The sequence below is a fragment of the Microbacterium sp. NPDC003461 genome, from assembly GCF_053588335.1.
In genome coordinates this window covers 46,359-69,729 of record NZ_JBSFPT010000002.1, presented here as the reverse complement: position 1 = coordinate 69,729, position 23,371 = coordinate 46,359, and the positions used below count along the sequence as shown (strand labels likewise).

Here is a 23,371-nt window from a genome sequence, read left to right as displayed (position 1 = left end):
GGCTGGGGGAGGCGAGCGATGGTCGATACCGTGCAGCCGGCGTCGACGTCGTCCCTGCGACGTCTGGTGCCGCGCATCTTCTCGCGCGCCCCCCGCCACGCCGACCTGACGAAGCTCATCACGACGGTCAAGGCGAACCACCCGCGCGGCGACCTCGCCATCATCGAGCGCGCGTACCGCGTGGCCGACGAGAAGCACCGCGGCCAGAAGCGCCAGAGCGGCGAGCCGTACATCACGCATCCGCTCGCGGTGTCGCAGATCCTCGCCGATCTCGGGCTCGGCCCGCGCGCGATCGCGGCGGCGCTGCTGCACGACACGGTCGAGGACACGGGCTACCCCCTCGACGAGCTGCGCGCGGAGTTCGGCGACGAGGTCGCGCTGCTCGTCGACGGCGTCACCAAGCTCGACAAGGTCAAGTACGGCGAGAGCGCGCAGGCCGAGACCGTCCGCAAGATGATCGTCGCGATGTCGAAGGACATCCGCGTGCTCGTCATCAAGCTCGCCGACCGCCTGCACAACGCCCGCACGTGGGGCTTCGTGCCGCCCGAGAAGGCGAAGAAGAAGGCCACCGAGACCCTCGAGATCTACGCGCCGCTCGCGCATCGCCTCGGCATCCAGGCCATCAAGTCCGAGCTCGAGGACCTCTCGTTCGCCGTGCTGCACCCGAAGATCTACAACGAGATCGACAGCCTCGTGAAGCAGCGCACGCCGCAGCGCGAGCAGTACGTGCAGCACGTGATCGACGATGTCCGCAGCGACCTGCAGTCCCTGCGGGTGAAGGGCACTGTGTCGGGCCGGCCCAAGCAGCTGTACTCGGTCTACCAGAAGATGGTCGTGCGCGGCCGCGACTTCGACGACATCTACGATCTCATCGGAATCCGCGTCATCGTGAGCACGGTGCGCGACTGCTACGCGGTGCTCGGCGCCATCCACGCGCGCTGGACGCCGCTGCCCGGCCGCTTCAAGGACTACATCGCCACCCCCAAGTTCAACCTGTACCGTTCGCTGCACACCACGGTGATCGGTCCCGGCGGCCGCACCGTCGAGATCCAGATCCGCACGCAGGAGATGCACCAGCAGGCCGAGTTCGGCGTCGCGGCGCACTGGAAGTACAAGGAGCGGATGTCCGCCACGAGCGGCAAGCAGGACGAGCGCGCCTCGAGCCAGGACATGGCATGGCTCGCGCGCATCTCGGACTGGCAGGCCGAGACGAAGGACCCGGGGGAGTTCCTCGACTCGCTGCGGTTCGAGATCGGCGCCAAGGAGGTGTACGTCTTCACCCCGAAGGGCCGCGTGATCGGGCTCCCGGCGGGCGCGACGCCCGTGGACTTCGCATACGCGGTGCACACCGAGATCGGCCACCGCACGATGGGCGCGAAGGTGAACGGCCGGCTCGTGCCGCTCGAGTCGCAGCTGCGCTCGGGCGACGCCGTCGAGGTGCTGACCTCCAAGAACCCCGACGCCGGGCCCAGCCAGGACTGGCTCACGTTCGTCAAGAGCACGCGCGCGCGCAACAAGATCCGCGGCTGGTTCACGAAGGAGCGCCGCGAGGAGGCGATCGAGCAGGGCAAGGACTCGCTGCTGCGCGCGATGCGCCGGCACCACCTGCCGCTGCAGCAGCTCAAGGATTCGCTCGGCGACGTCGCGCACGAGCTGCACTACGACGACGTCTCGGCGCTGTACGCCGCCGTCGGCGAGGGCCACGTGTCGAGCCAGTCGGTGCTCGAGAAGGTGCAGGGCCTGCTCGAGACGAGCGAGCCGGTCACCGGGCCCATCGAGCTGCCGGCCCCGCCCGCGCAGCGGCGCGGCCGGGGCGGCGAATCCGGCGTGCTCGTGCGCGGCGCGGACGACATCCTCGTCAAGCTCGCGAAGTGCTGCACGCCCGTGCCGGGCGACGAGATCGTCGGATTCATCACGCGCGGCTCCGGCGTCTCGGTGCATCGCGCGGACTGCACCAACGTGAAGTCGCTGAAGGAGGACGCCGAGCGCCTCATCGACGTGACCTGGGGCACGACGACCAAGAGCGTGTTCCTCGTGCAGATCCAGGTCGAGGCCCTCGACCGCTCCGGGCTGCTCTCCGACATCACGCGCGTGCTCAGCGAGAACCACGTCAACATCCTCTCGGCGAACGTGTCGACGACGAAGGAGCGGCTGGCGATCAGCCGCTACGTGTTCGAGATGGGCGACTCGGTGCACCTCGACCGCGTGCTGAGCTCCGTGCGCCGCATCGACGGCGTGTACGACGTCTACCGCGTCACGTCCTCCTGAGCGCGCAGCCGCGCCAGGATCTCGGGTCGGCGCGGCATGCGCGCGCGGCGCCGCGCGACGGCGATCGCGGCGGCGAGGATGCCCGGATCGGCGGCGAGCCGGCGGATCGCCTCCGCCCGAGGGCGCGCCGCGGCGGCGCCCGCGATCTCGTCGCCCGTGAGGTCGACGAGGGTGCGGGCAGGCGTGCTGACCCGCACCCCGACCGTGGCCTCCTGGTCGTCGGCGGGCAGCAGCGCGTCGCGCACGTGCAGCGCGCCGCCGCCGGTCCGGCGCGCCCCGCCCGCCGTCGCGCGCTGCGCCTGGCACGGCAGCGGCAGCTGGTCGAGCGCACCGTGGACCCACGCCGCGGTGAGCCCCACGGCGGCCAGGCCCGGCGTGACCAGCGGCGCGAGCGACGCGGCCCGCAGGGCGGGCGTCTGGACCGCGTCGGCCGGGACCCAGCCGAGCCCGAGCGGCACGAGCTCGCCGTCCAGGCCCGCCGCGCGCAGCTCGGGGGCCGAGAGCTCGCCGGGCGCCGGGAAGTAGATCCGCATGCACCGAGTGTCGACCGCGGCGGCCCGCGGGCGGTAGCCCTGTGGATGACGAACGGCCGGCCCCGCGTGCGGGACCGGCCGTTCGGGGCGTGCGAGGCTCAGCCGATGGCGTTGAGCCAGGCGCGACGCACGTCGAGGGCCTCCTTGGCCTCGGCCGCGGCCCGCTTGTCGCCGGCGGCCTCGGCCGCGGCGAGCTCGGCCTCGAGCTTGTCGATCGAGTCCTGCAGCTGCTGGGCCATGTCGTTGGCGCGCGCCTTGGTCTCAGGGTTGTTCTTCTTCCAGTCGACGTCCTCGCGGCCCTTGAGCTCCTGCTCGATCTTGCGCAGGCGGTCGTCGAGCGCGCGCTCGGTCTCGCGCGGGAAGATGCGGCCGACCTCGTCCCAGCGGCGCTGGATGTCGGTGAGCAGCCGGCGCGCCGCGACGAGATCCCGTTCGGCGGTGACGGCCTGCGCCTCGACGAGCAGCTCCTCGCGGGCGGCGATGCGCGGAGCGGACTCGGCCTGCTCGGCCTGGTCACGCTCGGCGCGCGCGCCGTACAGCACGTCGCCGGCGGCCTTGAACCGGGTCCACAGCGCGTCGTCGACCTTGCGGCCGGCGCGTCCGGCGGCCTTCCACTCGTCGAGCAGCGCGCGGTAGGCGGGAATGCCGTCCTCGCCCTGCGGGGCGAGGGCCTCGGCACGCTCGACGATGCGCGTCTTGCGGTCGCGCGCCTCCTTGTGTGCCTCGTCCAGCTCGGCGAAGAACGCCCTGCGGTGCCGCTCGAACGTGGCGCGGGCATCGCGGAAGCGCTTCCAGAGCGACTGCGCCGTGCCCTTCGGCAGCCGCGGGCCGGTCTTCTGGTGCTGCTGCCACGAGGCGAAGAGCGCGTCGAGCTCGCTCGAGGCCTGCTTCCACTGCACCGACTGGGGGTCGCGCGCCGCGAGGGCCTCGACCTGCTCGACGATGGCGGTGCGCTCCGCGATAGCGGCCTCGAGGGCCGCGCGGTTGGCGGCGGCCTCCTCCTCGCTCGCGGCGGCGAGCTCGGTGGTGAGCGCGTCGAGGCGGGCGGCGAGGCCCTGCAGGTCGCCGACGGCGGCCGCGCCGACCACCTCGTCCTTCAGCGCCGCCGCCTGCTTGCGCAGATCCGACGCCGAGGCGCCGCCGCGGGCGTGACGCTGCTCGAGCGTGACGACGCGCACCTCGAGGTCGTCGAACTTGCGGCCGAAGTACTGCAGCGCCTCCTCGGGCGTGCCGTCGGGGTACTCGCCGACCACGCGCCACTCGTCGCCCTCGCGCACGGCGACCGCGCCGTTGTCCTCGATGCGACCCCACTCGCTGTAGTCCTTGCGGGTCACGACGGGCGCCGCGGCGGCCGGGGCCTTCGGGCGCGCGACGGCGGCCGGCGACGGCACGGGGCGGGGCATCGGTCGCGGCGCGGGCGTGGGTCGCGGCGACGCGGGCGCGGCGGCGGCCGGCTCGGCCTGCGGCTGAGGTGCCTCGGCGGACTCCGACGCCTCGGGCGTCTCCGTCTGCGGCTCGTCGGCCGGTTCCGGCGCCGGGCCCTCGGGCGCGGGATCCTCGGGCGCGGGATCCTCGGGCGCGGGATCCTCGGGCGTGTCGGCGGACGCGGGCTCGGCCGGCGCGACGACCTCGTCGGCGGCGGGCTCTGCGGGCTCGGCGACGGGGAACTCGGCGTCGACGGGCGGTGCGGATTCGGGGGTGTGATCGGACGTGCTCACGGGAGACTCCTTGGCGGCTGGCCGCGGGAAGGGAGGGACGCCGCCCAGCCTACGGGATGAACGGATCGGGGCAGAGGGTCAGGACGCGGGGGTGACGGGCGGCGGCGTCGGCTCCACCGCCGGGGTGCCGGCACCGGGCGTCTCCGAGGGGGCGGGCGCGGGCGCGCCGGGACCGCTCGTGTAGTACAGCGCCTGCGCGCCGACCGCGCCGAGGATGACGAGGCCCGCGACGATCGACACGATCGCGTTGTCGCGCGTCCGGCGGCGCAGCTGCGCATCGCGCAGTCTCTTGCGCGCCTCGTAGATGCGGGCGCGCTCGCGTTCCTCGCGTGAGGGCGACTTCGTCTTCACTGCCACGGGAAGAGCCTACGCGAGAGACGGGTGTCGGACCTCGCGCGTAGGCTGGCGGGGTGAGTCGATCCGCGCTGTTCCAGGGGCAGACGCCGCTGGCCGTGCGGATGCGCCCCATCTCCCTCGACGAGGTGGCGGGCCAGGCGCACCTGCTCAGGCCCGGCTCGCCGCTCGTGGCGCTCGCCGATCCGGAGGCGACGAAGCCCGGCACCGTCTCGGTGATCCTGTGGGGGCCGCCCGGCACCGGCAAGACGACGCTGGCGCAGGCGATCGCGCGCTCGTCGGGGCGCCGCTTCGTCGAGCTGTCGGCGATCACCGCGGGCGTCAAGGACGTGCGCGAGGTGATGCAGGAGGCGCTGAACCAGCGCGATCTGTACGGCCAGTCGACGATCCTGTTCCTCGACGAGATCCACCGGTTCACGAAGGCGCAGCAGGACGCCCTGCTGCCCGGCGTGGAGAACGGCTGGGTCATCCTCATCGCCGCCACCACCGAGAACCCGTCGTTCTCGGTCATCTCGCCGCTGCTGTCGCGCTCGCTCCTGCTCACGCTGCAGCCGCTCACCGACGACGACCTCGGAACGCTCGTGGATCGCGCCCTCACCGACGCGCGCGGCCTCGCGGGCGCCGTCGCGCTCGATCCCGAGGCCCGGCGGGCGCTCATCCAGCTCGCCTCGGGCGACGCGCGCCGCGCCCTGACGGCGCTCGAGGCCGCCGCGGGCGTCGCCCTGTCGGAGGCCGCGGAGCGGCCCGACGCCGAGGATCCCGCCGCCGAGGACGCCATCCCCACGGTGACGGCCGAGCAGGTGGCACAGGCGGTCGACCGCGCGCTGCTGCGCTACGACCGCCAGGGCGATGAGCACTACGACGTCATCAGCGCGTTCATCAAGTCGATCCGCGGATCCGACCCCGACGCGACGATGCACTACCTCGCGCGCATGATCGAGGCGGGGGAGGACCCGCGCTTCATCGCCCGCCGGCTCGTCGTGCACGCCGCGGAGGACATCGGGCTGGCCGATCCGCGCGCGCTGCAGATCGCGGTGGCCGCGGCCGACGCGGTCGCCTTCATCGGCATGCCCGAGGGGCGGATCCCGCTGGCGGAGGCGGCGCTCTATCTCGCGACCGCCCCGAAGTCGCCGGCGACCATCAACGCGATCGACTCCGCCCTCGCCGACGTGCGCGCCGGGCGCATGGGGCCGGTGCCGAAGCACCTGCGCGACGCGCACTACGCCGGCGCCAAGCGCCTGGGCCACGGCAAGGGCTACCGCTACCCGCACGACAGCGAGATCGGCGTCGTCGCGCAGCAGTACCTGCCCGACGCGCTGCAGGGGCGCCGGTACTACGAGCCGCGGCCGCTCGGCGGCGAGCGGGAGATCGGCGAGCGTCTCGACAAGCTGCGCCGCATCATCGACGGCTGACGGGCCGCGCCCGTTCGGGGCGGGATGTCAGGGGTGGAATCGTGGGATCCCCGGGTACTGCGCGCCTCTCACCCTGAATTGATTGCCGAGCACACATCCGATCCGACAGGATGAGAACCCGCGGCGATCGTCCGCGATCCCGCCCCGATGCCCCCGCATCATCCCCCGAAGGGACGACGCCGATGATGGTGTTCCGCCGCGTGATCCTGCCCGTCGCCTGGTTGCTCGTGTTCGCGGTGATCGCCGCGGGCCTGATCAAGCTCGCGTTCTTCCCGGACGGCGAGAGCGTGCAGGGCCTCGGCGGCGGCGAGATGCCGACGGGGGAGATCTCCGAGCCGCAGGTGGCCGCCTGGCGCGACACCGTGCGCAACGACCTGGAGGTGGCCGCGACGGTGCAGAACGACCCCGCCGTGAGCCTCACGGTGCACAAGGCGGGCGTCGTCGTGGACGTCTTCCACGCGGTCGGCGACGCCGTCGCGATCGGGGATGTCGTCGCGAGCGTGCGCGAGGACGTGCCGCTCGAGGACGGCAGCACCTTCGCGATCTGGAGCGAGGTCGTCGCACCGGCCGGCGGCACGCTCTCGTCGCTGACGCTCGTGAGCGGCGCGACCGTCGCGCCGGGCGACACCGTCGGCGCGGTCGCGCCCTCGACCTTCCGCGTGCAGGGATCGATCTCGCCCGCCGATCGGTACCGCCTGCTGTCGGAGCCGACCGAGGCGTCGATCCAGATCACGAACGGGCCGGCCCCGTTCACGTGCACGGGGCTCGTGCTCGAGACGCCGCTGCCCGGCGCCGACGACGGCGAGGCCCCCGCGGAGGTGACCACGACCGTGCGGTGCCCCGTGCCCGACGGCGTGCGCGTGTTCCCCGGACTGGCCGCGACGATGACGATCGCGGGCGGGCTCGCGGAGGACGTCGTCGTGCTGCCGGTCACGGCCGTGCTCGGTGCGGCGGGCACCGGGACCGTCTTCGTGGTGGGCGACGACGGCCTGCCCGAGGAGCGCGACGTGACGCTGGGCATCGCCGACGCCGAGAAGATCGAGATCGTCGAGGGCGTGGCCGAGGGCGAGATGGTCTACGAGTACGTGCCGACCTCGGTCCTGCTCGCCGGCGACGAGTCGGGGGTCTGACGTGGTCTTCCTGCACGCACGCGGCATCACGCGCACGGTGTCGCTGCCCGATGCCGAGCCGCTGCACATCCTGCGCGGCGTCGACCTCGACGTCGAGGTCGGCGACCACGTGAGCATCATGGGCCGCTCGGGCTCGGGCAAGTCCACCCTGCTGAACATCCTCGGTCTGCTCGATGCCCCCACCTCCGGCACGCTGGAGTTCGACGGCGTGCCGCTGGACCGGATGTCGGCGGGGCGCCGCGACCGCACGCGCGGGCGCAGCGTGGGCTTCGTGTTCCAGCAGTTCAACCTGCTGCCGCGCCGCACGGCGCTCGAGAACGTCGAGATGCCGCTGCTCTACGACGGTGGCCGCGCCTTCTGGCGCCGCCGCGCCCTCGCAGCCGAGATGCTGGAGCGCGTCGGGCTCGGCGGGCGCATGGACCAGATGCCCGAGCGCCTCTCGGGCGGCGAGCAGCAGCGCGTCGCGATCGCGCGCGCCCTCGTGCGCGCGCCCCGCCTCATCCTCGCGGACGAGCCCACGGGAGCCCTCGACGTCGAGACCGGCGCCGTGATCATGACGCTGCTCGACGAGATCGCCACGCAGGCCGGCGCGGCGCTCATCACCATCACCCACGACCCGCATGTCGCCGCGCGGGCCCAGCGCGTGTACCGGCTGCAGGAGGGCGTGCTGCGGGCCGACGAGCCGACGCTCGAGACGGTCGCGGCCGCGCGCGGGGGAAGCGTGAGCGCATGAGGTGGGCGACGGGCCTCGTCTCCTCGCTGGCCGAGGCGTGGCAGGAGCTGCGCGTGCACCGCATGCGCGTGCTGCTGAGCCTCATCGTCGTGGCGATCTCGGTGGCGGCCTTCACAGCGGTCGTCGCGCTGGGCCAGATGCTGAACCAGGGCTTTCAGGAGTCGATGGAGCGCAGCTCGGGCCGCCCGGCGCTCGTCAGCCTGTCGGCGTACAACCCGGACACGGGCGCGATGCCGGAGGCGGGCGTGCTGCAGCGGGCGTTCGACGAGAGCGTGGAGCGGCACGGCATCGAGTGGTCCAGCCGCGTGGCGTGGCTCGAGGTGGTGCCGCCGGCCGACGGCTGGGCGGACGTGCGCGCGGTGGACGCGGACTTCGGGGTCATGCACCGCGTGCCGCTCGTGGAGGGCGCGTGGTTCGGCGAGCGCGACGAGGCACGGCTGGTGCCGACCGCGGTCATCAACGAGAGCTGGTGGCAGCGCCTGGGCGCCCCCGCGCTGACCGGCTCGCCGCGCGTGGATATCGAGCTGCAGACGTGGGGCGAGGACGGCATGCCCACGGCCGCCGGCTCGTTCGAGGCCATCGTCGTGGGCGTGATGCCCGACCAGAACACCGGAGGGCAGTACGCGCAGTCCGGCTACATCCTCTACGACCAGGCCGGATCGGTCCTGTCGCCCGAGGTGCTGGGCGCGAACACGTCGTATGAGGCGTGGATCCCCCCGGAGACGGCCGACGAGCTGATGGAGTCGCTGCGGGCGTCCTTCGGCCTGCACCTGGGCGAGGGCTTCCAGGTCGACGCGTACCGCATGGACTACGAGGCGCAGATGCAGGACGGGTACGACCCGTTCGGCCCCATGCTCCTCGTGCTCGGCGGGATCTCGATCCTCGTGCTCGCGCTGGGCGCGCTCAGCCTGCTCAACATCACGCTCGTGACCACGCGCTTCCGGATCCGCGAGATCGGCGTGCGCCGGTCGTTCGGCGCGACCGGCGGGCGGGTGTTCTTCTCGGTGATGCTCGAGAGCGTCGTCGGCACGGTGGTCGCGGGCGTGGCCGGCATCGTGCTGGCGATCTTCGCGCTGCGCCTGCCGGTCGTGCAGGAGAACATGTTCGCGGGGCTGCAGGACGCCGTCGCCTTCCCGATGAGCGCCGCCGTGACGGGCCTGCTCGTCTCGGCCGGGGTGGGAGCGCTCACGGGACTCGTGCCCGCCCTCATCGCGATGCGCGTGCGCCCGATCGACGCGATCCGCTTCTGAGCGGGCTCCGCAGGCGGGTCTGGTAACCTGGATCGGCTCGAAATCCGAGCACATCCCATCTCGCAGTCCCCAGCGGCAGTCCGGCGTACGCCGCGCATACGGGGGAGAGGGGTTTGTACGTCCGTCGGTCCGCGAGAGTCGCGGCCACGTGAAAGGGAGTCATGACCACCAAGTCCCAGGACCGCCGCAAGGTCCGCCTGTCGCGCGCGCTCGGCGTCGCGCTCACGCCCAAGGCCGCCCGCTACATGGAGAAGCGCCCCTACGGGCCCGGCCCGCACGGCCGCACCAAGCGCAAGGCCGACAGCGACTACGCCGTGCGCCTCAAGGAGAAGCAGCGTCTGCGCGAGCAGTACGGCATCCGCGAGAAGCAGCTGCGCATCGTCTTCAACGAGGCGCGCCGCACCGACGGCCTGACGGGTGAGAACCTCGTCGAGCTGCTCGAGATGCGCCTCGACGCGCTCGTGCTGCGCGCGGGCTTCGCCCGCACCACGGCGCAGGCCCGCCAGTTCGTCGTGCACCGCCACATCAAGGTCGACGGCCAGATCGTGGACCGCCCGTCGTTCCGCGTGAAGCCGGGCCAGACGATCCACGTCAAGGAGCGCTCGGAGGGCACCGAGCCCTTCCAGGTCGCCGCCGCCGGTGGCCACGCCGAGGTCCTGCCCCCGGTTCCGGGCTACCTCGAGGTGGAGCTCGACAAGCTCCAGGCCAAGCTCGTGCGTCGCCCCAAGCGTGCCGAGGTGCCCGTCACGTGTGACGTGCAGCTCGTCGTCGAGTACTACGCGGCGCGCTAAAGCGCGCTGTCATCGAAGGGCGCCGGAGAGATCCGGCGCCCTTCGTGTCTATACGATGGACGACAACGATCACGTGAGGACGGGTGACATGAAGAACGTGGTGTGGTTCCTGCTCGGCATCATCGGCGGATTCGTCGCCGCGCACCTCATGAACAAGGACCCGCGCGGGCACGAGCTGCTCGGCGAGATCGACGCGCGCGTCACGGAGTTCACCGACCGCCTGACCGACGCGTACCGCGCGCAGGAGGCGCGACTGGGCGCCGACGCCGCCGAGTAATCCTCCCCTCGAGACGGACGCCGCAGCCCGAGCGGCGATCCCCGCACGCACCAGCAAGGACGAAGCACACCCCCATGAAGACCGCGGACATCGCGAAGCGCTACCTCGACTACTTCGAGAAGAACGGCCACACCATCGTCCCGTCCGCATCGCTCGTGAGCGACGACCCGTCGATCATGTTCACGATCGCCGGCATGGTGCCGTTCATCCCCTACCTCACGGGGGTCGTGCCCGCGCCGTACCCGTCCGCCGCCGACCTGCAGAAGGTCATCAGGACGAACGACATCGAGGAGGTCGGCAAGACCGCCCGCCACGGCACGTTCTTCCAGATGATGGGCAACTGGTCGTTCGGCGACTACTTCAAGGAGGGCGCGATCGCGTACGCCTGGGAGCTGCTGACGACCAGCGAGGCCGACGGCGGCCTCGGCTTCGACGAGAAGGACCTGTGGGTCACCGTCTACGAGGACGACGACGAGGCCGAGCAGCTGTGGCAGAAGGTCGCGGGGCTGCCGAAGAGCCGCATCCAGCGGCTGGGCCGCGAGGACAACTACTGGACGACGGGCCAGCCGGGACCGGCGGGGCCCTGCTCCGAGATCTACTTCGACCGCGGCCCGAAGTACGGCGCCGACGGCGGTCCCGCCGTCGACGACAACCGGTTCCTCGAGATCTGGAACCTCGTCTTCATGCAGTACGCCATCGACAACGTCCGCTCGAAGACCGAGTTCGACATCGTCGGCGAGCTGCCGCAGAAGAACATCGACACGGGCATGGGCCTCGAGCGCGTCGCGTTCCTCAAGCAGGGCGTCGAGAACATGTACGAGACCGACCAGGTGCGGCCGGTGCTCGACCGCGCGAGCGAGCTGAGCGGGCGCCGCTACGGCGCCGACGCCGCCGACGACGTGCGCTTCCGCGTGATCGCCGACCACGTGCGCTCGTCGCTCATGCTGCTCTCCGACGGCGTGACGCCGTCGAACGAGGGCCGCGGCTACATCCTGCGTCGCCTCATGCGCCGCGCCGTGCGCTCCATGCGCCTGCTGGGCGTGGAGGAGGCCACCTTCCCCGAGCTGTTCGCCGCGTCGCGCGACGCCATGAAGGCCGGCTACCCCGAGCTCGAGACCGAGTGGGATCGCCTGTCGGCCTACGCGTTCGCCGAGGAGGAGACGTTCCTGCGCACGCTGTCGAGCGGATCGACGATCCTCGACACCGCCGTCACGAAGGCGAAGCAGGCCGGCACGCCGGCCCTCGCGGGCGACCAGGCCTTCCTGCTGCACGACACCTACGGCTTCCCGATCGACCTGACGATGGAGATCGCGGAGGAGGCCGGCCTCGGCGTCGACCGCGCCGCCTTCGACGCGCTCATGCAGGAGCAGAAGCGCCGCGCAAAGGACGACGCCAAGGCGCGCAAGCGCGCGATCGCCGACGTGAGCGTGTACCGCGAGTTCCGGGCGCAGGGCGAGACCGTCTTCACCGGCTACACCGACCTCGAGACCGAGTCGAGCGTGCTGGGCGTCATCGTGAACGGCGCGCCCGTGCCGCGCGCCACGCAGGGCGAGATCGCCGAGGTCATCCTCGCCGAGACGGCGCTGTACGCCGAGTCGGGCGGCCAGGTGGCCGACAAGGGCACCATCGTCGGCCCCGGCTTCGAGCTCGAGGTGCTCGACGTGCAGCGCCCCGTGGCGGGTCTCATCAGCCACACGGTCGAGGTCACGCGCGGCGAGGTGGGCGTGGGAGCCGCGGCCACGACCGTCGTCGACGCCGTCAACCGGCGCGCCGCACAGCAGGCGCACTCGGCCACGCACCTCGTGCACGCCGCGCTGCGCGACACGCTCGGCAAGGGCGCGACGCAGGCCGGATCGCTCAACCGCGCCGGCTACCTGCGCTTCGACTTCTCGTGGGGTCAGGCGCTCTCGGACGCCACGAAGAGCGAGGTCGAGGAGATCGCCAACAACGCCGTGCGCGACAACCTCGAGGTCACCACGCGCGTCATGTCGCTGGACGAGGCGAAGGCCGCGGGCGCCATGGCGCTGTTCGGCGAGAAGTACGGCGAGACGGTGCGCATGGTCGACATCGGCGGCCCCTGGTCGCGCGAGCTCTGCGGCGGCACGCACGTGGGCTCGAGCGCCGAGATCGGCCTCATCTCGCTCATCGGCGAGTCGTCGGTCGGTGCGTCCAACCGCCGCGTGGAGGCGCTCGTCGGGCTCGACGCGTTCCGCGAGCTCACGCGCGAGCGGGCGCTCGTGGCCGAGCTGACGAACGCGCTGAAGACCCCGAAGGACCAGCTCGCCACGCGCGTGGCGGAGCTGTCGGCGAGCCTCAAGGCGGCCGAGAAGCGGATCGCCCAGTACGAGGCGCAGGCGCTGCAGCAGCGAGTGCCCGAGCTCGTCGCCGGGGCGAAGCGCGCCGGGCGCGTGACGCTCGTGGCGCAGGACCTCGGTGCGGTCGGATCGGCGGACGACGTGCGCTCGCTCGTCACGCAGGTGCGCGAGCGCCTGGGCTCGGAGCCGGCCGTCGTGGCGCTGGCCGGCACGGCGAACGGCCGCCCCGTGGTCGTCGTCGCGACGAACGACGCCGCCCGCGGCGCGGGCGCGAAGGCCGGGGCGCTCGTGCGCACCGCGTCGACGACGCTCGGCGGGGGCGGCGGCGGCAAGGACGAGCTCGCCCAGGGTGGCGGGCAGGACGCCGCGGCGATCCCGGCAGCCCTCGACGCCGTGCGCGCCGCGGTGGAGGCGCTGTAGGCGTGGCGGAGTTCCGTCGCGGGGTGCGGCTCGGCATCGACGTGGGCCGCGCCCGCGTCGGCGTGGCGCGCTGCGACGCCGACGGCATGCTCGCCGTCCCCGTCGAGACGGTGCCCCGCTCGGAGGCCTCGATCGCGCGGATCCTCGAGATCGCGCGCGAGCACGATCCCCTCGAGTACGTGGTGGGCCTGCCGCTGAACCTGCGGGGCGAGGACACGCCGTCGACCGCCGACGCCCGCGCCTTCGCGGCGGAGCTCGCCGCGCGCGACGAGCGCCCCGTGCGCCTCGTGGACGAGCGCCTCAGCACGGTGACGGCCCACGCGGCGCTGCGCCAGTCCGGGCGAAGCCAGAAGGGTTCTCGTAGCATGGTGGATCAGGTCGCCGCCGTGGTGCTGCTGCAGCATGCCGTCGACAGCGAGAAGCGCACCGGGTTACCCGCCGGTGAGCCGGTCCCGTCGATCCAGGAGTAGATCCGCATGCCCGAGACCCCCGAATCGGACGCGCCGCGCCCCCTTTCGCGTCGCGCGCTCCGTGAGGCCCGCCGTGCCGAGACGGGGGCCGTGGGCGTGCCGGCCGACGCCGAGACGGCCGAGGACGGCACGGGGCATGCCGCATCGTCGAGTCCCGACGAGCACGCGGCCGCGCACGCCGGCGGCGCAGCGGCGCGGCCCGACGAGGACGCCGCCGTGGGCGCGGACGCCACCTCGGACGCCGCCGCGGGCGAGGGTGCCGGCGCGGGCGAGGGCGCCGGCCGCGCGGCGACGCGCAGCACGCTCGCCGAGGCGGCGAGCGGTGACGCCGACGAGCTGACGGGCGCGGCGGGCTCGCTCGACGACCTCTTCGGCGACCCGGAGCCGCCCAGCCGCCGCCGCCGCGGGCTCGGCTGCCTCATCGCGTTCCTCATCGTCGCGGTCATCCTCGGCGGCATCGCCGCGGGCGGCTGGTGGGCGTGGAACCAGTACGGCGACCGGATCGCCGAGCAGCTGGGCTTCGACGGCCCCGACGACTACGAGCCGGGCGAGGCGACGGGCGAGGTGCTGTTCACGATCGAGGAGGGCGACACCGGCTCGTCCATCTCCCCGAAGCTGCACGAGGCGGGCGTCACGCTGAAGGCGGGCTCCTTCTACGACTACCTGATCCGCGAGAGCAAGTCGCCCACGTTCTACCCCGGCACCTACCGGCTGCAGGAGAGGATGACGTCCGAGGCGGTGCTCGAGGCGCTCGAGGACCCCGAGAACAAGCTCGAGGACACCGCCCAGCTGCGCGAGGGCCTCACGGTCGAGGCGACCCTGCCGATCCTCGCCGACGGGCTCGAGATGCCGATCGAGGAGCTCCAGGCCGCCGTCGCGGATCCCCGTGCGTACGGCGTCGAGGCCGACAGCCTCGAGGGCTGGCTCTTCCCGGCGACCTACACGTTCGGCCCCGACGTCACGGCGCAGGACGTGATCCGCACGCTCGTCGACCGCACCGTCCAGTCGCTCGACGCGGCCGGCGTCCCGGAGCAGGATCGACAGCGCATCCTCACGATCGCGTCGATCATCGAGCGCGAGGGGCGCTTCGAGGAGGACTACTACCGCGTCTCGCGCGTCATCCAGAACCGCCTGGATCCGAGCAACCAGGAGACGGGCGGCAAGCTCGAGATGGACTCCACGGCGCAGTACGGCGTCGGCGAGATCCACGCCGGCGAGGTGTGGAGCTCGGAGGAGGCCCTGACCGACGACAACCCGTGGAACACCTACGTGCACCCCGGGCTGCCGGTCGGGCCGATCGCGAACCCCGGCGACCTCGCGATCGACGCGGCGATGCACCCGGCGGACGGGCCCTGGCTCTACTTCACCGCCGTCAACCTCGATCCCGGCGAGTCGAAGTTCAGCGAGACGCTGGCCGAGCACGAGGAGGGCGTCGCGCAGCTGCGGCAGTGGTGCGCCGAGAACCCCGACTACGGATGCTGACCGGCACGCGCCTCGAGGTCTGGGGCGACCCGATCGCGCACAGCCGCTCGCCGCAGCTGCACCTCGCGGCGTACCGCGCGCTGGGTCTGGACTGGAGCTTCGAGCGGCGACGGGTCGATGCGGCCTCGTTCGACGCGCAGCTCGCGTCGCTCGACGCGTCGTTCCGCGGGCTCGCCGTGACGATGCCCGGCAAGGAGTGCGCCTTCGCGGCCACCGTCCGTCGCGACCGGCGCGCCGAGCTCACGGGCGCCGTGAACACGCTGCTGCTCGGCGACGGCGGGCCGCGCGGCTGGAACACCGACGTCGGCGGCATCGTCCGCGCCCTCGACGAGGCCGGCCTCGGCGCGGCGCGCGCCGTGCGGATCCTCGGCGCCGGGGCCACGGGCGCGTCGGCCCTCGTCGCCGTCGCGGAGCGGGGCGCGGAGCGGGCGACGATCGTCGCCCGCCGGCCCGAGCGCGCCGCGGCGCTCGTCGCGCTGGGGGAGCGGCTCGGCCTCTCGGTCGCGGCGACGTCGTTCGGCGAGGTCTCGGGCTCGGCCGAGCTCACGATCTCGACGCTGCCCGGCGGCGCCTCCCTCCCGGCCGCGCAGCTCGACCGGATCGCCGGCTCGGGCGGTGCGCTGTTCGACGTGGCGTACAGCCCGTGGCCGTCGCCGCTCGCGACGCGCTGGGAGGCGCGCGCCGTCTCCGGCCTCGGCATGCTCCTGCACCAGGCCGTGCTACAGGTGCGCGTGTTCACCTCGGGCGACGTGGACGAGCCCCTGCCGCGCGAGGACGCGGTCGTCGAGGCGATGCGCGCCGCCATGGGAGACTAGGGAGCATGCTCCGCGTGCTCACGGCCGGCGAATCGCACGGCCCCGAACTCATCGCCGTCATGGAGGGAATGCCCGCCGGCGTCCCGATCCTGGCCGAGCAGATCCAGGCCGATCTGCAGCGCCGCAAGCTGGGCTACGGCCGCGGCTCGCGCATGAAGTTCGAGCAGGACGAGCTGACGATCTCGGGCGGCGTGCGGCACGGCCTCACGCTCGGCAGCCCGATCGCGCTGCGCATCGGCAACACCGAGTGGCCCAAGTGGACCGAGGTGATGAGCCCCGCGCCGGTGGAGCTCACGGAGAAGTCGCGCGGCCGCGGCGCCGCGCTCACGCGGCCCCGCCCGGGGCACGCGGATCTCGTGGGCATGCAGAAGTACGGCTTCGACGAGGCGCGCCCCGTGCTGGAGCGCGCCAGCGCCCGCGAGACGGCCGCCCGCGTCGCCCTCGGCGCGGTTGCCCGCGCGTTCCTGGGGGAGCTCGGCATCCGGCTCGTGAGCCACACCCTCTCGATCGGGCCGGTGCGCGTGCCCGAGGGATCGCCGCTGCCCGTGCCGGACGACGTCGACCGTCTCGATGCCGATCCGCTGCGCTGCTTCGACGCCGCCACGAGCGCGGCGATGGTCGCCGAGGTCGACGACGCGCGCAAGGCCGGCGACACCCTCGGCGGGATCGTCGAGGTGCTCGCGTACGGCCTGCCGCCCGGGCTCGGATCGCACGTGCACTGGGACCGCCGCCTCGACGGCCGCCTCGCGCAGGCGCTCATGAGCATCCAGGCGATCAAGGGCGTGGAGGTGGGCGACGGATTCCTCACGACAACGCGCCGCGGCTCGCAGGCGCACGACGAGCTCATCGCCGGCGGCGACGCCATCGGGCGCGCCTCGGGACGAGCCGGCGGCACCGAGGGCGGCATGTCGACGGGCACGCCGCTGCGCGTGCGGGCCGGGATGAAGCCGATCGCGACCGTGCCGCGCGCGCTGCGCACGGTCGACGTCGCCTCCGGCGAGGAGGCCTCCGCGCATCACCAGCGCTCCGATGTGTGCGCCGTGCCCGCCGCCGGCGTCGTCGCCGAGGCCATGGTCGCCCTCGTGCTGGCCGAGGCGGTGCTCGAGAAGTTCGGGGGAGACTCCGTGGCCGAGACGCGCCGCAACCTCGACGCGTACCTCGCCGCCATCCCCGCCAACCTGCGCACGAGCGACGACGACGCGCTCGGATACGAGGGCACCGCGGGCGATGGGCTCTCCTGAGCCGCGGGCCGTGCCCGTCGTCGTGCTCGTCGGTCCGATGGGAGCCGGCAAGTCGAGCGTGGGCCGGCGCGTGGCGAAGGCCCTCGGCCTCGGCTTCACCGACACCGACTCGGTGATCGTGCAGGAGCACGGGCCGATCACGCAGATCTTCGAGCGCCGCGGCGAGAGCGCGTTCCGCGCGATCGAGCACGACACGGTGCTGCGCGCGCTGGGCGCCGGCGGGATCGTCGCGCTGGGCGGGGGAGCGCCGCTGCACCCCGGCACGCGCGAGGCGCTGACGGGGCTTCCCGTCGTGCTGCTCGACGTGGCCGATGACGCCGTGGCGGGGCGGATCCGCGGGCAGAAGCGCCCGCTGCTGAACGGGGAGGACCGCGATCCGGTCGCGGAGTGGATCCGCATCCGCGACGAGCGCCGGCCGGTGTACGACGCCGTCGCGACGGTGCGCCTGGACACCTCCGGGCGGCCGATGCAGGCGGTGGTCGACGAGATCGTCGCATGGGCGCGCGCCGAGGGGATCGTCCCCGGCGCCCGGGAGGAGTGAGATGACCGACATCACCACGATCGCCGTGAGTGGCACGCCGGGGTACGAGATCACGATCGGGCACGGGGTGCGCGACCGGCTCGGCGCGGCGCTGCCGCCCGCCGCGCGCAAGGTGCTCGTGATCCACGCGCCCACGCTGCAGCGCGAGGCCGAGGCGCTGCGCGAGAGCCTGCTGGGCGAGCGGGAGGTGCTGCTGGCCGAGATCCCCGACGCCGAGAGTGGCAAGCGGATCGAGGTCGCGGCGTTCTGCTGGCAGATCATGGGGCAGGCCGACTTCACGCGCTCCGACGCCGTGATCGGCCTCGGCGGCGGCGCGGTCACCGACGTCGCGGGCTTCGTCGCCGCGACCTGGCTGCGCGGCGTCGCGGTCGTGCAGGTGCCGACGACGGTGCTGGGCATGGTCGACGCGGCCGTGGGCGGGAAGACGGGCGTCAACACGACCGAGGGCAAGAACCTCGTCGGCGCGTTCTGGGCCCCGCACGCCGTGCTCTGCGACCTCGAGCTGCTCGCCACCCTGCCCCGCAACGAGGTCGTCGCCGGCTTCGCCGAGGTCGTCAAGGCCGGCTTCATCCGCTACCCCGAGATCCTCGAGATCGTCGAGGCCGATCCCGAGCGCGCCGTCGACGTGGCGAGCGCCGAGTTCCGGCGGTGCATCGAGCTGGCCATCCGCATGAAGGCCGACGTCGTGGGCGAGGACTTCCGCGAGGCCGGCCTGCGCGAGATCCTGAACTACGGCCACACGCTCGGGCACGCGATCGAGCACGCCGAGCGCTACCAGTGGCGGCACGGCGCCGCGATCTCGATCGGCATGATGTTCGCCGCCGAGGTGTCGCGCCTGGCCGGGCGGCTCTCGGACGAGGCGGTCGACCGGCACCGCGCGATCCTCACGTCGCTCGGGCTGCCCACGACCTACCGGATGGGCGCCTGGGCGCAGCTGCTGGCCACCATGAAGCGCGACAAGAAGACCCGCGGCGACATGCTGCGCTTCATCGTGCTGGACGACATCGCGAAGCCGACCGTGCTGCAGGCGCCCGACGAGTCCCTGCTGTTCGCGGCGTACCAGGAGATCGGCGAGGAGCAGCAGCCGGGCATCCGGAAGGCGACCACCGTCCGCCTGTAGGCGTCCGTCGGGCCGCCCTCAGCAAGCGGCGCCGGCGACCCGATAGAATCGTCCGTCGGGCCGCCGCGCCCCCGCAGCTTCACATCACACGAAACGGAACTCATTCCATGGCATCCACCGCAGACATCAAGAACGGCGTCGTGCTGTCCATCGACGGGCAGCTCTGGAGCGTCATCGAGTTCCAGCACGTCAAGCCCGGCAAGGGCGGCGCCTTCGTGCGCACCAAGCTGAAGAACGTCGTCAGCGGCAAGGTCGTCGACAAGACCTTCAACGCGGGCGCCAAGGTCGACATCCAGAACGTCGACCGCAGCGACTACCAGTACCTGTACACCGACGGCGAGTCGTTCGTCTTCATGGACGTGAAGGACTACGACCAGATCAACGTCCCCGCCACCGTCGTCGGCGACGCCTCGCGGTTCCTCCTCGAGAACATGAACGTCACCATCGCGATGCACGACGGCACGCCGCTGTACATCGACATGCCGCCGTCGGTCGTGCTCGAGATCACGTACACCGAGCCCGGCCTGCAGGGCGACCGCTCGAACGCCGGCACGAAGCCCGCGACGGTCGAGACCGGCGCCGAGATCCAGGTCCCGCTCTTCGTGGACGCCGGCACCAAGGTCAAGGTCGACACCCGCACGGGCGACTACCTCGGCCGCGTGAACGACTGAGTTGTCGGCACGCACCAAGGCGCGCAAGCGCGCCCTCGACATCCTCTTCGCCGCGGACGTGCGCGGCGACGCGATCCCCGTCGCCCTGGCCGCCGAGGCCAAGCGCGCCGCGAGCGAGCCGGCTCGGCAGGCGTCGTGGCTGTACGCCCGCGAGATCGTGGACGGGGTGATCGACCACCGCGACGAGATCGACGAGCAGATCGCCACGCACAGCCGCGACTGGAAGCTCGAACGCATGCCGGCGGTCGACCGCGCCCTGCTGCGGATCGCGGCGTGGGAGATCCTCTACAACGACGAGGTCCCGACGGCCGTCGCGATCGACGAGGCCGTGGAGCTCGCGAAGGAGCTGTCGACGGACGACTCGCCCGCCTTCGTGCACGGCGTGCTCGCGCGCATCGCGCGTTCTTGATTTCGTCTCGCACGCTGCGGGGCCGCAAGCGACCAGGCGGACCCCGCTAGACTCGACAGAACGTGCACCTTTAACACCGTCCCGTGAGGCGGAGAAGGGAGCGGCGGATGAGTACGCGTGCCGTGCTTGCAGAAGCCGATATCAGCCGGGCTCTCACCCGGATCGCCCATGAGATCCTCGAGGCGAATCGCGGCCCCGACGATCTCGTCCTGCTGGGCATCCCCACCCGCGGCGTGTTCCTGGCCCGACGGCTCGCCGCGCTCATCGAGCGCTTCGGAGGTGCGCCCGTCCCGACCGGCGCCCTCGACGTGACGATGTACCGCGACGACCTGGCGCACCAGCCGACGCGCGCCCCGCGCCCCACCGAGATCCCCGACGGCGGGATCGACGGCCGCGTCGTCGTGCTCGTCGACGACGTGCTCTTCTCGGGCCGCAGCATCGGCGCGGCGCTCGACGCGCTCAAGGACATCGGCCGGCCCGCCGCCGTGCGCCTCGCGATCCTCGTGGACCGGGGTCACCGCGAGCTGCCGATCCGGCCCGACTTCGTCGGCAAGAACCTGCCATCGGCACGCGCCGAGCGGGTGAACGTGCGCCTGGCGGAGATCGACGGCGCCGACGAGGTCACGATCGAGGAGGCACGATGAGGCACCTGCTCGACACCCAGACACTCGCGCGCGACGAGGCGATCCGGATCCTCGACGTGGCCGAGGACATGGCCGCCACCCAGGGGCGCGAGGTCAAGAAGCTGCCGACCCTGCGCGGCCGCACCGTCGTGAACCTCTTCTTCGAGGACTCCACGCGCACGCGCATCTCGTTCGAGGCGGCCGCGAAGCGGCTCTCGGCCGACGTCATCAACTTCGCCGCGAAGGGCTCGAGCGTCTCGAAGGGCGAGAGCCTGCAGGACACGGCGCAGACGCTGCAGGCGATGGGCGCCGACGCCGTCGTGATCCGCCACGGGGCGTCCGGCGCGCCGCACACCCTCGCGACGAGCGGCTGGATCACCGCGGGCGTCGTCAACGCCGGCGACGGCACGCACGAGCACCCCACGCAGGCCCTGCTCGACGCGTTCACGCTGCGCCGCCGCGTCCACGGCGCCGCCAGCCGCGGTCGCGACCTCGAGGGCGTGCGCGTTGCGATCGTCGGCGACATCCTGCACTCGCGCGTCGCGCGATCCAACGTCTGGCTGCTCACGACGCTCGGCGCGCACGTCACGCTCGTCGCGCCGCCCACGCTGCTGCCGCAGGACCTGTCGGCCTGGCCGGCGACCGTGCGGTACGACCTCGACGAGGCGATCGCCGAGGGGCCGGACTCGGTCATGCTGCTCCGGATCCAGCTGGAGCGCATGAACGCGGCCTATTTCCCGTCTGAACGGGAGTATTCGCGCAGGTGGGGGCTCGACCCCGTGCGCCTGGCACAGCTGCCGGCGGATACGATTGTGATGCACCCGGGTCCCATGAACCGGGGCATGGAGATCAGCGCAGCCGCTGCCGACTCGCCGCGCTCGACCGTGCTCGAGCAGGTGGCGAACGGCGTCTCGGTGCGCATGGCGGTGCTCTACCTGCTGCTGACGGGCGAGCGGACGACGGAGGAGGAGCGATGAGCGAGGTGCTCCTCATCACCGGAGCGGCGATCGAGGGCGGCGCACGCGCCGACCTGATCATCGAGGACGGCCGGATCGCGGAGGTCGGCACGGGTCTGTCGCGCGCCGGGGCGACGGTCATCGATGCGGAGGGGCTCGTGGCGCTGCCCGGCCTCGTCGACCTGCACACGCACCTGCGCGAGCCGGGCGCCGAGGCGAGCGAGACCGTGCTCACGGGCACGCGCGCCGCCGCCGCGGGCGGCTTCACCGCCGTCTTCGCCATGCCCAACACGAGCCCCGTGGCCGACACGGCGGGCGTCGTCGAGCAGGTGCTCGCCCTCGGCGAGGCCGCCGGCTACGCGACCGTGCAGCCCATCGGCGCCGTCACGGTCGGGCAGAAGGGCGAGCGGCTCGCCGAGCTCGGCGCGATGGCCTCGTCCCGCGCCCGCGTGCGCGTGTTCAGCGACGACGGCTTCTGCGTGTGGGACCCGCTCATCATGCGCCGCGCGCTCGAGTACGTGAAGGCGTTCGGCGGCGTCGTCGCGCAGCACGCGCAGGACCCGCGCCTCACGGAGGGCGCCCAGATGAACGAGGGCGTCGTGTCGGCCGAGCTCGGGCTCGCCGGCTGGCCCGCCGTCGCCGAGGAGTCGATCATCGCCCGCGACGTGCTGCTGGCCGAGCACGTCGGCTCGCGGCTGCACGTGTGCCACCTGTCGACCGCGGGCTCCGTCGACATCATCCGCTGGGCCAAGAGGCGTGGCATCGCCGTCACCGCCGAGGTCACGCCCCACCACCTGCTGCTCACCGACGAGCTCGTGCGCGGCTACGACGCCCGGTACAAGGTCAACCCGCCGCTGCGCCGCGAGGAGGACGTGCAGGCGGTCCGCGAGGGCCTCGCCGACGGCACGATCGACATCGTCGCCACCGACCACGCGCCGCACCCGCACGAGGCGAAGGCCTGCGAGTGGCAGGCGGCGGCCCATGGCATGGTGGGGCTGGAGAGCGCGCTGCGCGTGGTCGACGAGACGATGGTGCGCACCGGGCTGCTCGACTGGGACGGCGTCGCGCGCGTGCTGTCGAAGGCGCCCGCGCGCATCGGCGGCCTCGAGGGCCACGGCACCGACCTGGTCGCCGGGGCGCCCGCCGAGCTGACGCTGTACGACCCGTCCGCCGGCGGCGCGTTCACCGAGGCCGACCTGCGCGGCCGCAGCGTGAACTCGCCCTACCTCGGCCGCGAGTTGCCCGGCCGCGTCGTGTGGACGATCCACCGCGGCGCGCCGACGCTCGCCGACGGAGAGCTCGTGGAGGTGGCCCGCTGATGGACGACGTCATGGCGTACGTGCCGGGGCTCGCGCTCCTCGCAGCCCTCATCGCCCTCGCGCTGTTCGGCATGTGGCGCAGCTGGCGACGACGATCCCGCGCCGCGGCCGCCCTGGGCGTGCCGTTCGGCCCGGCTTCCGGCACCGAGGTCGCCGCCTTCGGCGGCCTGTACGTGGCCACCACGGCGCACGACGAGCCGCTGCAGCGCCTGGCGCTGCCGCACCTCGGCTTCCGTGCGAAGGTCACCGCCACCGTCACCACCGAGGGGCTCGCGCTCGACATGCCCGGCGCCCCGACGGTCTTCCTCGCGGCCTCCCGCCTCGTCGGCGCCGGCCGCGCCACCTGGACGATCGACCGCGTCGTGGAGCGCGACGGCCTCGTGCTGATCGCGTGGACCACCGACGACGGCACGGTCGTCGACAGCTATCTCCGCCTGCAGTCCTCCGACCCCGACGCGCTCGTCGCGGCGATCGAGGACCTGCGCACCACCACGACAGGAGCATCCCTGTGACCGCCAACACC

23 protein-coding genes are annotated in these 23,371 nt (G+C 72.9%); 20 read left to right on the top strand and 3 right to left on the bottom strand.

Going from position 1 to position 23,371, the window contains the following annotated elements; genetic code table 11:
- Positions 1–18: 18 nt before the first annotated feature.
- Positions 19–2,268 (top strand): RelA/SpoT family protein, encoded by a 2,250-nt coding sequence (locus ACWDR7_RS01605; RefSeq protein WP_449853188.1) that lies wholly within the window; start codon positions 19–21, stop codon positions 2,266–2,268.
- Here ACWDR7_RS01605 and ACWDR7_RS01600 read toward each other — a convergent pair.
- From ACWDR7_RS01600 to ACWDR7_RS01590, 3 genes are all read right to left on the bottom strand, one after another.
- Positions 2,247–2,801 carry a type IV toxin-antitoxin system AbiEi family antitoxin gene (locus ACWDR7_RS01600; protein ID WP_449853187.1) on the bottom strand — a complete coding sequence of 185 codons (555 nt, stop codon included), beginning with the start codon at positions 2,799–2,801 and terminating at the stop codon, positions 2,247–2,249. The two genes, ACWDR7_RS01605 and ACWDR7_RS01600, sit on opposite strands and share 22 nt — an antisense overlap.
- A gap of 98 nt (positions 2,802–2,899) precedes the next feature.
- Positions 2,900–4,519: a DUF349 domain-containing protein gene (locus ACWDR7_RS01595; protein WP_449853186.1), complete on the bottom strand. Its 1,620-nt coding sequence runs from the start codon at positions 4,517–4,519 to the stop codon at positions 2,900–2,902.
- Between the two features lie 78 nt (positions 4,520–4,597).
- Positions 4,598–4,876: a dioxygenase gene (locus ACWDR7_RS01590; protein ID WP_449853185.1), complete on the bottom strand. Its 279-nt coding sequence runs from the start codon at positions 4,874–4,876 to the stop codon at positions 4,598–4,600.
- A 101-nt stretch (positions 4,877–4,977) separates the two neighbouring features.
- On the opposite strand from ACWDR7_RS01590, the gene ACWDR7_RS01585 reads away from it, so the two are divergent.
- The 19 genes from ACWDR7_RS01585 (at position 4,978) to ACWDR7_RS01495 (ending at position 23,360) form a co-directional block, all read left to right on the top strand.
- Complete coding sequence (locus ACWDR7_RS01585) at positions 4,978–6,285, top strand: replication-associated recombination protein A (RefSeq protein WP_449853302.1); 1,308 nt, start codon at positions 4,978–4,980, stop codon at positions 6,283–6,285.
- 182 nt (positions 6,286–6,467) lie between these two features.
- On the top strand, positions 6,468–7,415 hold the full coding sequence (locus ACWDR7_RS01580) for a hypothetical protein (protein WP_449853184.1): 948 nt from the start codon (positions 6,468–6,470) through the stop codon (positions 7,413–7,415).
- 1 nt (position 7,416) lies between these two features.
- Entirely contained in the window at positions 7,417–8,148 is a 732-nt protein-coding gene (locus ACWDR7_RS01575; protein WP_449853183.1) for an ABC transporter ATP-binding protein, read from the top strand.
- Positions 8,145–9,398, top strand: coding sequence for an ABC transporter permease (locus ACWDR7_RS01570; RefSeq protein WP_449853182.1), 1,254 nt, complete (start codon positions 8,145–8,147; stop codon positions 9,396–9,398). The genes ACWDR7_RS01575 and ACWDR7_RS01570 overlap by 4 nt, the downstream gene beginning before the upstream one ends.
- Before the next feature lie 161 nt (positions 9,399–9,559).
- Positions 9,560–10,189, top strand: a complete 630-nt coding sequence (gene rpsD, locus ACWDR7_RS01565) for a 30S ribosomal protein S4 (RefSeq protein WP_449853181.1) — start codon at positions 9,560–9,562, stop codon at positions 10,187–10,189.
- An 88-nt stretch (positions 10,190–10,277) separates the two neighbouring features.
- Positions 10,278–10,466, top strand: a complete 189-nt coding sequence (locus ACWDR7_RS01560; RefSeq protein ID WP_449853180.1) for a hypothetical protein — start codon at positions 10,278–10,280, stop codon at positions 10,464–10,466.
- Between the two features lie 74 nt (positions 10,467–10,540).
- Positions 10,541–13,201 (top strand): alanine--tRNA ligase, encoded by a 2,661-nt coding sequence (alaS, locus tag ACWDR7_RS01555; RefSeq protein ID WP_449853179.1) that lies wholly within the window; start codon positions 10,541–10,543, stop codon positions 13,199–13,201.
- Between the two features lie 2 nt (positions 13,202–13,203).
- Positions 13,204–13,671 (top strand): Holliday junction resolvase RuvX, encoded by a 468-nt coding sequence (gene ruvX / locus ACWDR7_RS01550; RefSeq protein WP_449853178.1) that lies wholly within the window; start codon positions 13,204–13,206, stop codon positions 13,669–13,671.
- Positions 13,672–13,677: 6 nt separating this feature from the next.
- The gene (gene mltG / locus ACWDR7_RS01545) at positions 13,678–15,153 is read left to right on the top strand and encodes an endolytic transglycosylase MltG (RefSeq protein ID WP_449853177.1); all 1,476 of its coding nucleotides are present in this window, start codon (positions 13,678–13,680) and stop codon (positions 15,151–15,153) included.
- Entirely contained in the window at positions 15,147–15,968 is an 822-nt protein-coding gene (locus tag ACWDR7_RS01540) for a shikimate dehydrogenase (RefSeq protein ID WP_449853176.1), read from the top strand. The genes mltG and ACWDR7_RS01540 overlap by 7 nt, the downstream gene beginning before the upstream one ends.
- 5 nt (positions 15,969–15,973) lie before the next feature.
- Positions 15,974–17,209, top strand: a complete 1,236-nt coding sequence (aroC, locus tag ACWDR7_RS01535) for a chorismate synthase (protein WP_449853175.1) — start codon at positions 15,974–15,976, stop codon at positions 17,207–17,209.
- Positions 17,196–17,750: a shikimate kinase gene (locus ACWDR7_RS01530; protein WP_449853174.1), complete on the top strand. Its 555-nt coding sequence runs from the start codon at positions 17,196–17,198 to the stop codon at positions 17,748–17,750. The genes aroC and ACWDR7_RS01530 overlap by 14 nt, the downstream gene beginning before the upstream one ends.
- Before the next feature lies 1 nt (position 17,751).
- Positions 17,752–18,870, top strand: a complete 1,119-nt coding sequence (gene aroB, locus ACWDR7_RS01525) for a 3-dehydroquinate synthase (protein ID WP_449853173.1) — start codon at positions 17,752–17,754, stop codon at positions 18,868–18,870.
- Between the two features lie 107 nt (positions 18,871–18,977).
- Complete coding sequence (efp, locus tag ACWDR7_RS01520) at positions 18,978–19,541, top strand: elongation factor P (protein WP_449853172.1); 564 nt, start codon at positions 18,978–18,980, stop codon at positions 19,539–19,541.
- Position 19,542: 1 nt separating this feature from the next.
- Positions 19,543–19,950 (top strand): transcription antitermination factor NusB, encoded by a 408-nt coding sequence (nusB, locus tag ACWDR7_RS01515; protein WP_449853171.1) that lies wholly within the window; start codon positions 19,543–19,545, stop codon positions 19,948–19,950.
- 107 nt (positions 19,951–20,057) lie between these two features.
- Positions 20,058–20,594 (top strand): bifunctional pyr operon transcriptional regulator/uracil phosphoribosyltransferase PyrR, encoded by a 537-nt coding sequence (pyrR, locus tag ACWDR7_RS01510; protein ID WP_449853170.1) that lies wholly within the window; start codon positions 20,058–20,060, stop codon positions 20,592–20,594.
- A complete protein-coding gene (locus ACWDR7_RS01505; protein WP_449853169.1) occupies positions 20,591–21,550 on the top strand; it encodes an aspartate carbamoyltransferase catalytic subunit in 960 nt (319 codons plus the stop codon). The genes pyrR and ACWDR7_RS01505 overlap by 4 nt, the downstream gene beginning before the upstream one ends.
- On the top strand, positions 21,547–22,848 hold the full coding sequence (locus ACWDR7_RS01500) for a dihydroorotase (protein ID WP_449853168.1): 1,302 nt from the start codon (positions 21,547–21,549) through the stop codon (positions 22,846–22,848). The genes ACWDR7_RS01505 and ACWDR7_RS01500 overlap by 4 nt, the downstream gene beginning before the upstream one ends.
- On the top strand, positions 22,848–23,360 hold the full coding sequence (locus ACWDR7_RS01495) for a PH-like domain-containing protein (RefSeq protein WP_449853167.1): 513 nt from the start codon (positions 22,848–22,850) through the stop codon (positions 23,358–23,360). Before ACWDR7_RS01500 ends, ACWDR7_RS01495 begins: the two co-directional genes overlap by 1 nt.
- Positions 23,361–23,371: the final 11 nt, after the last annotated feature.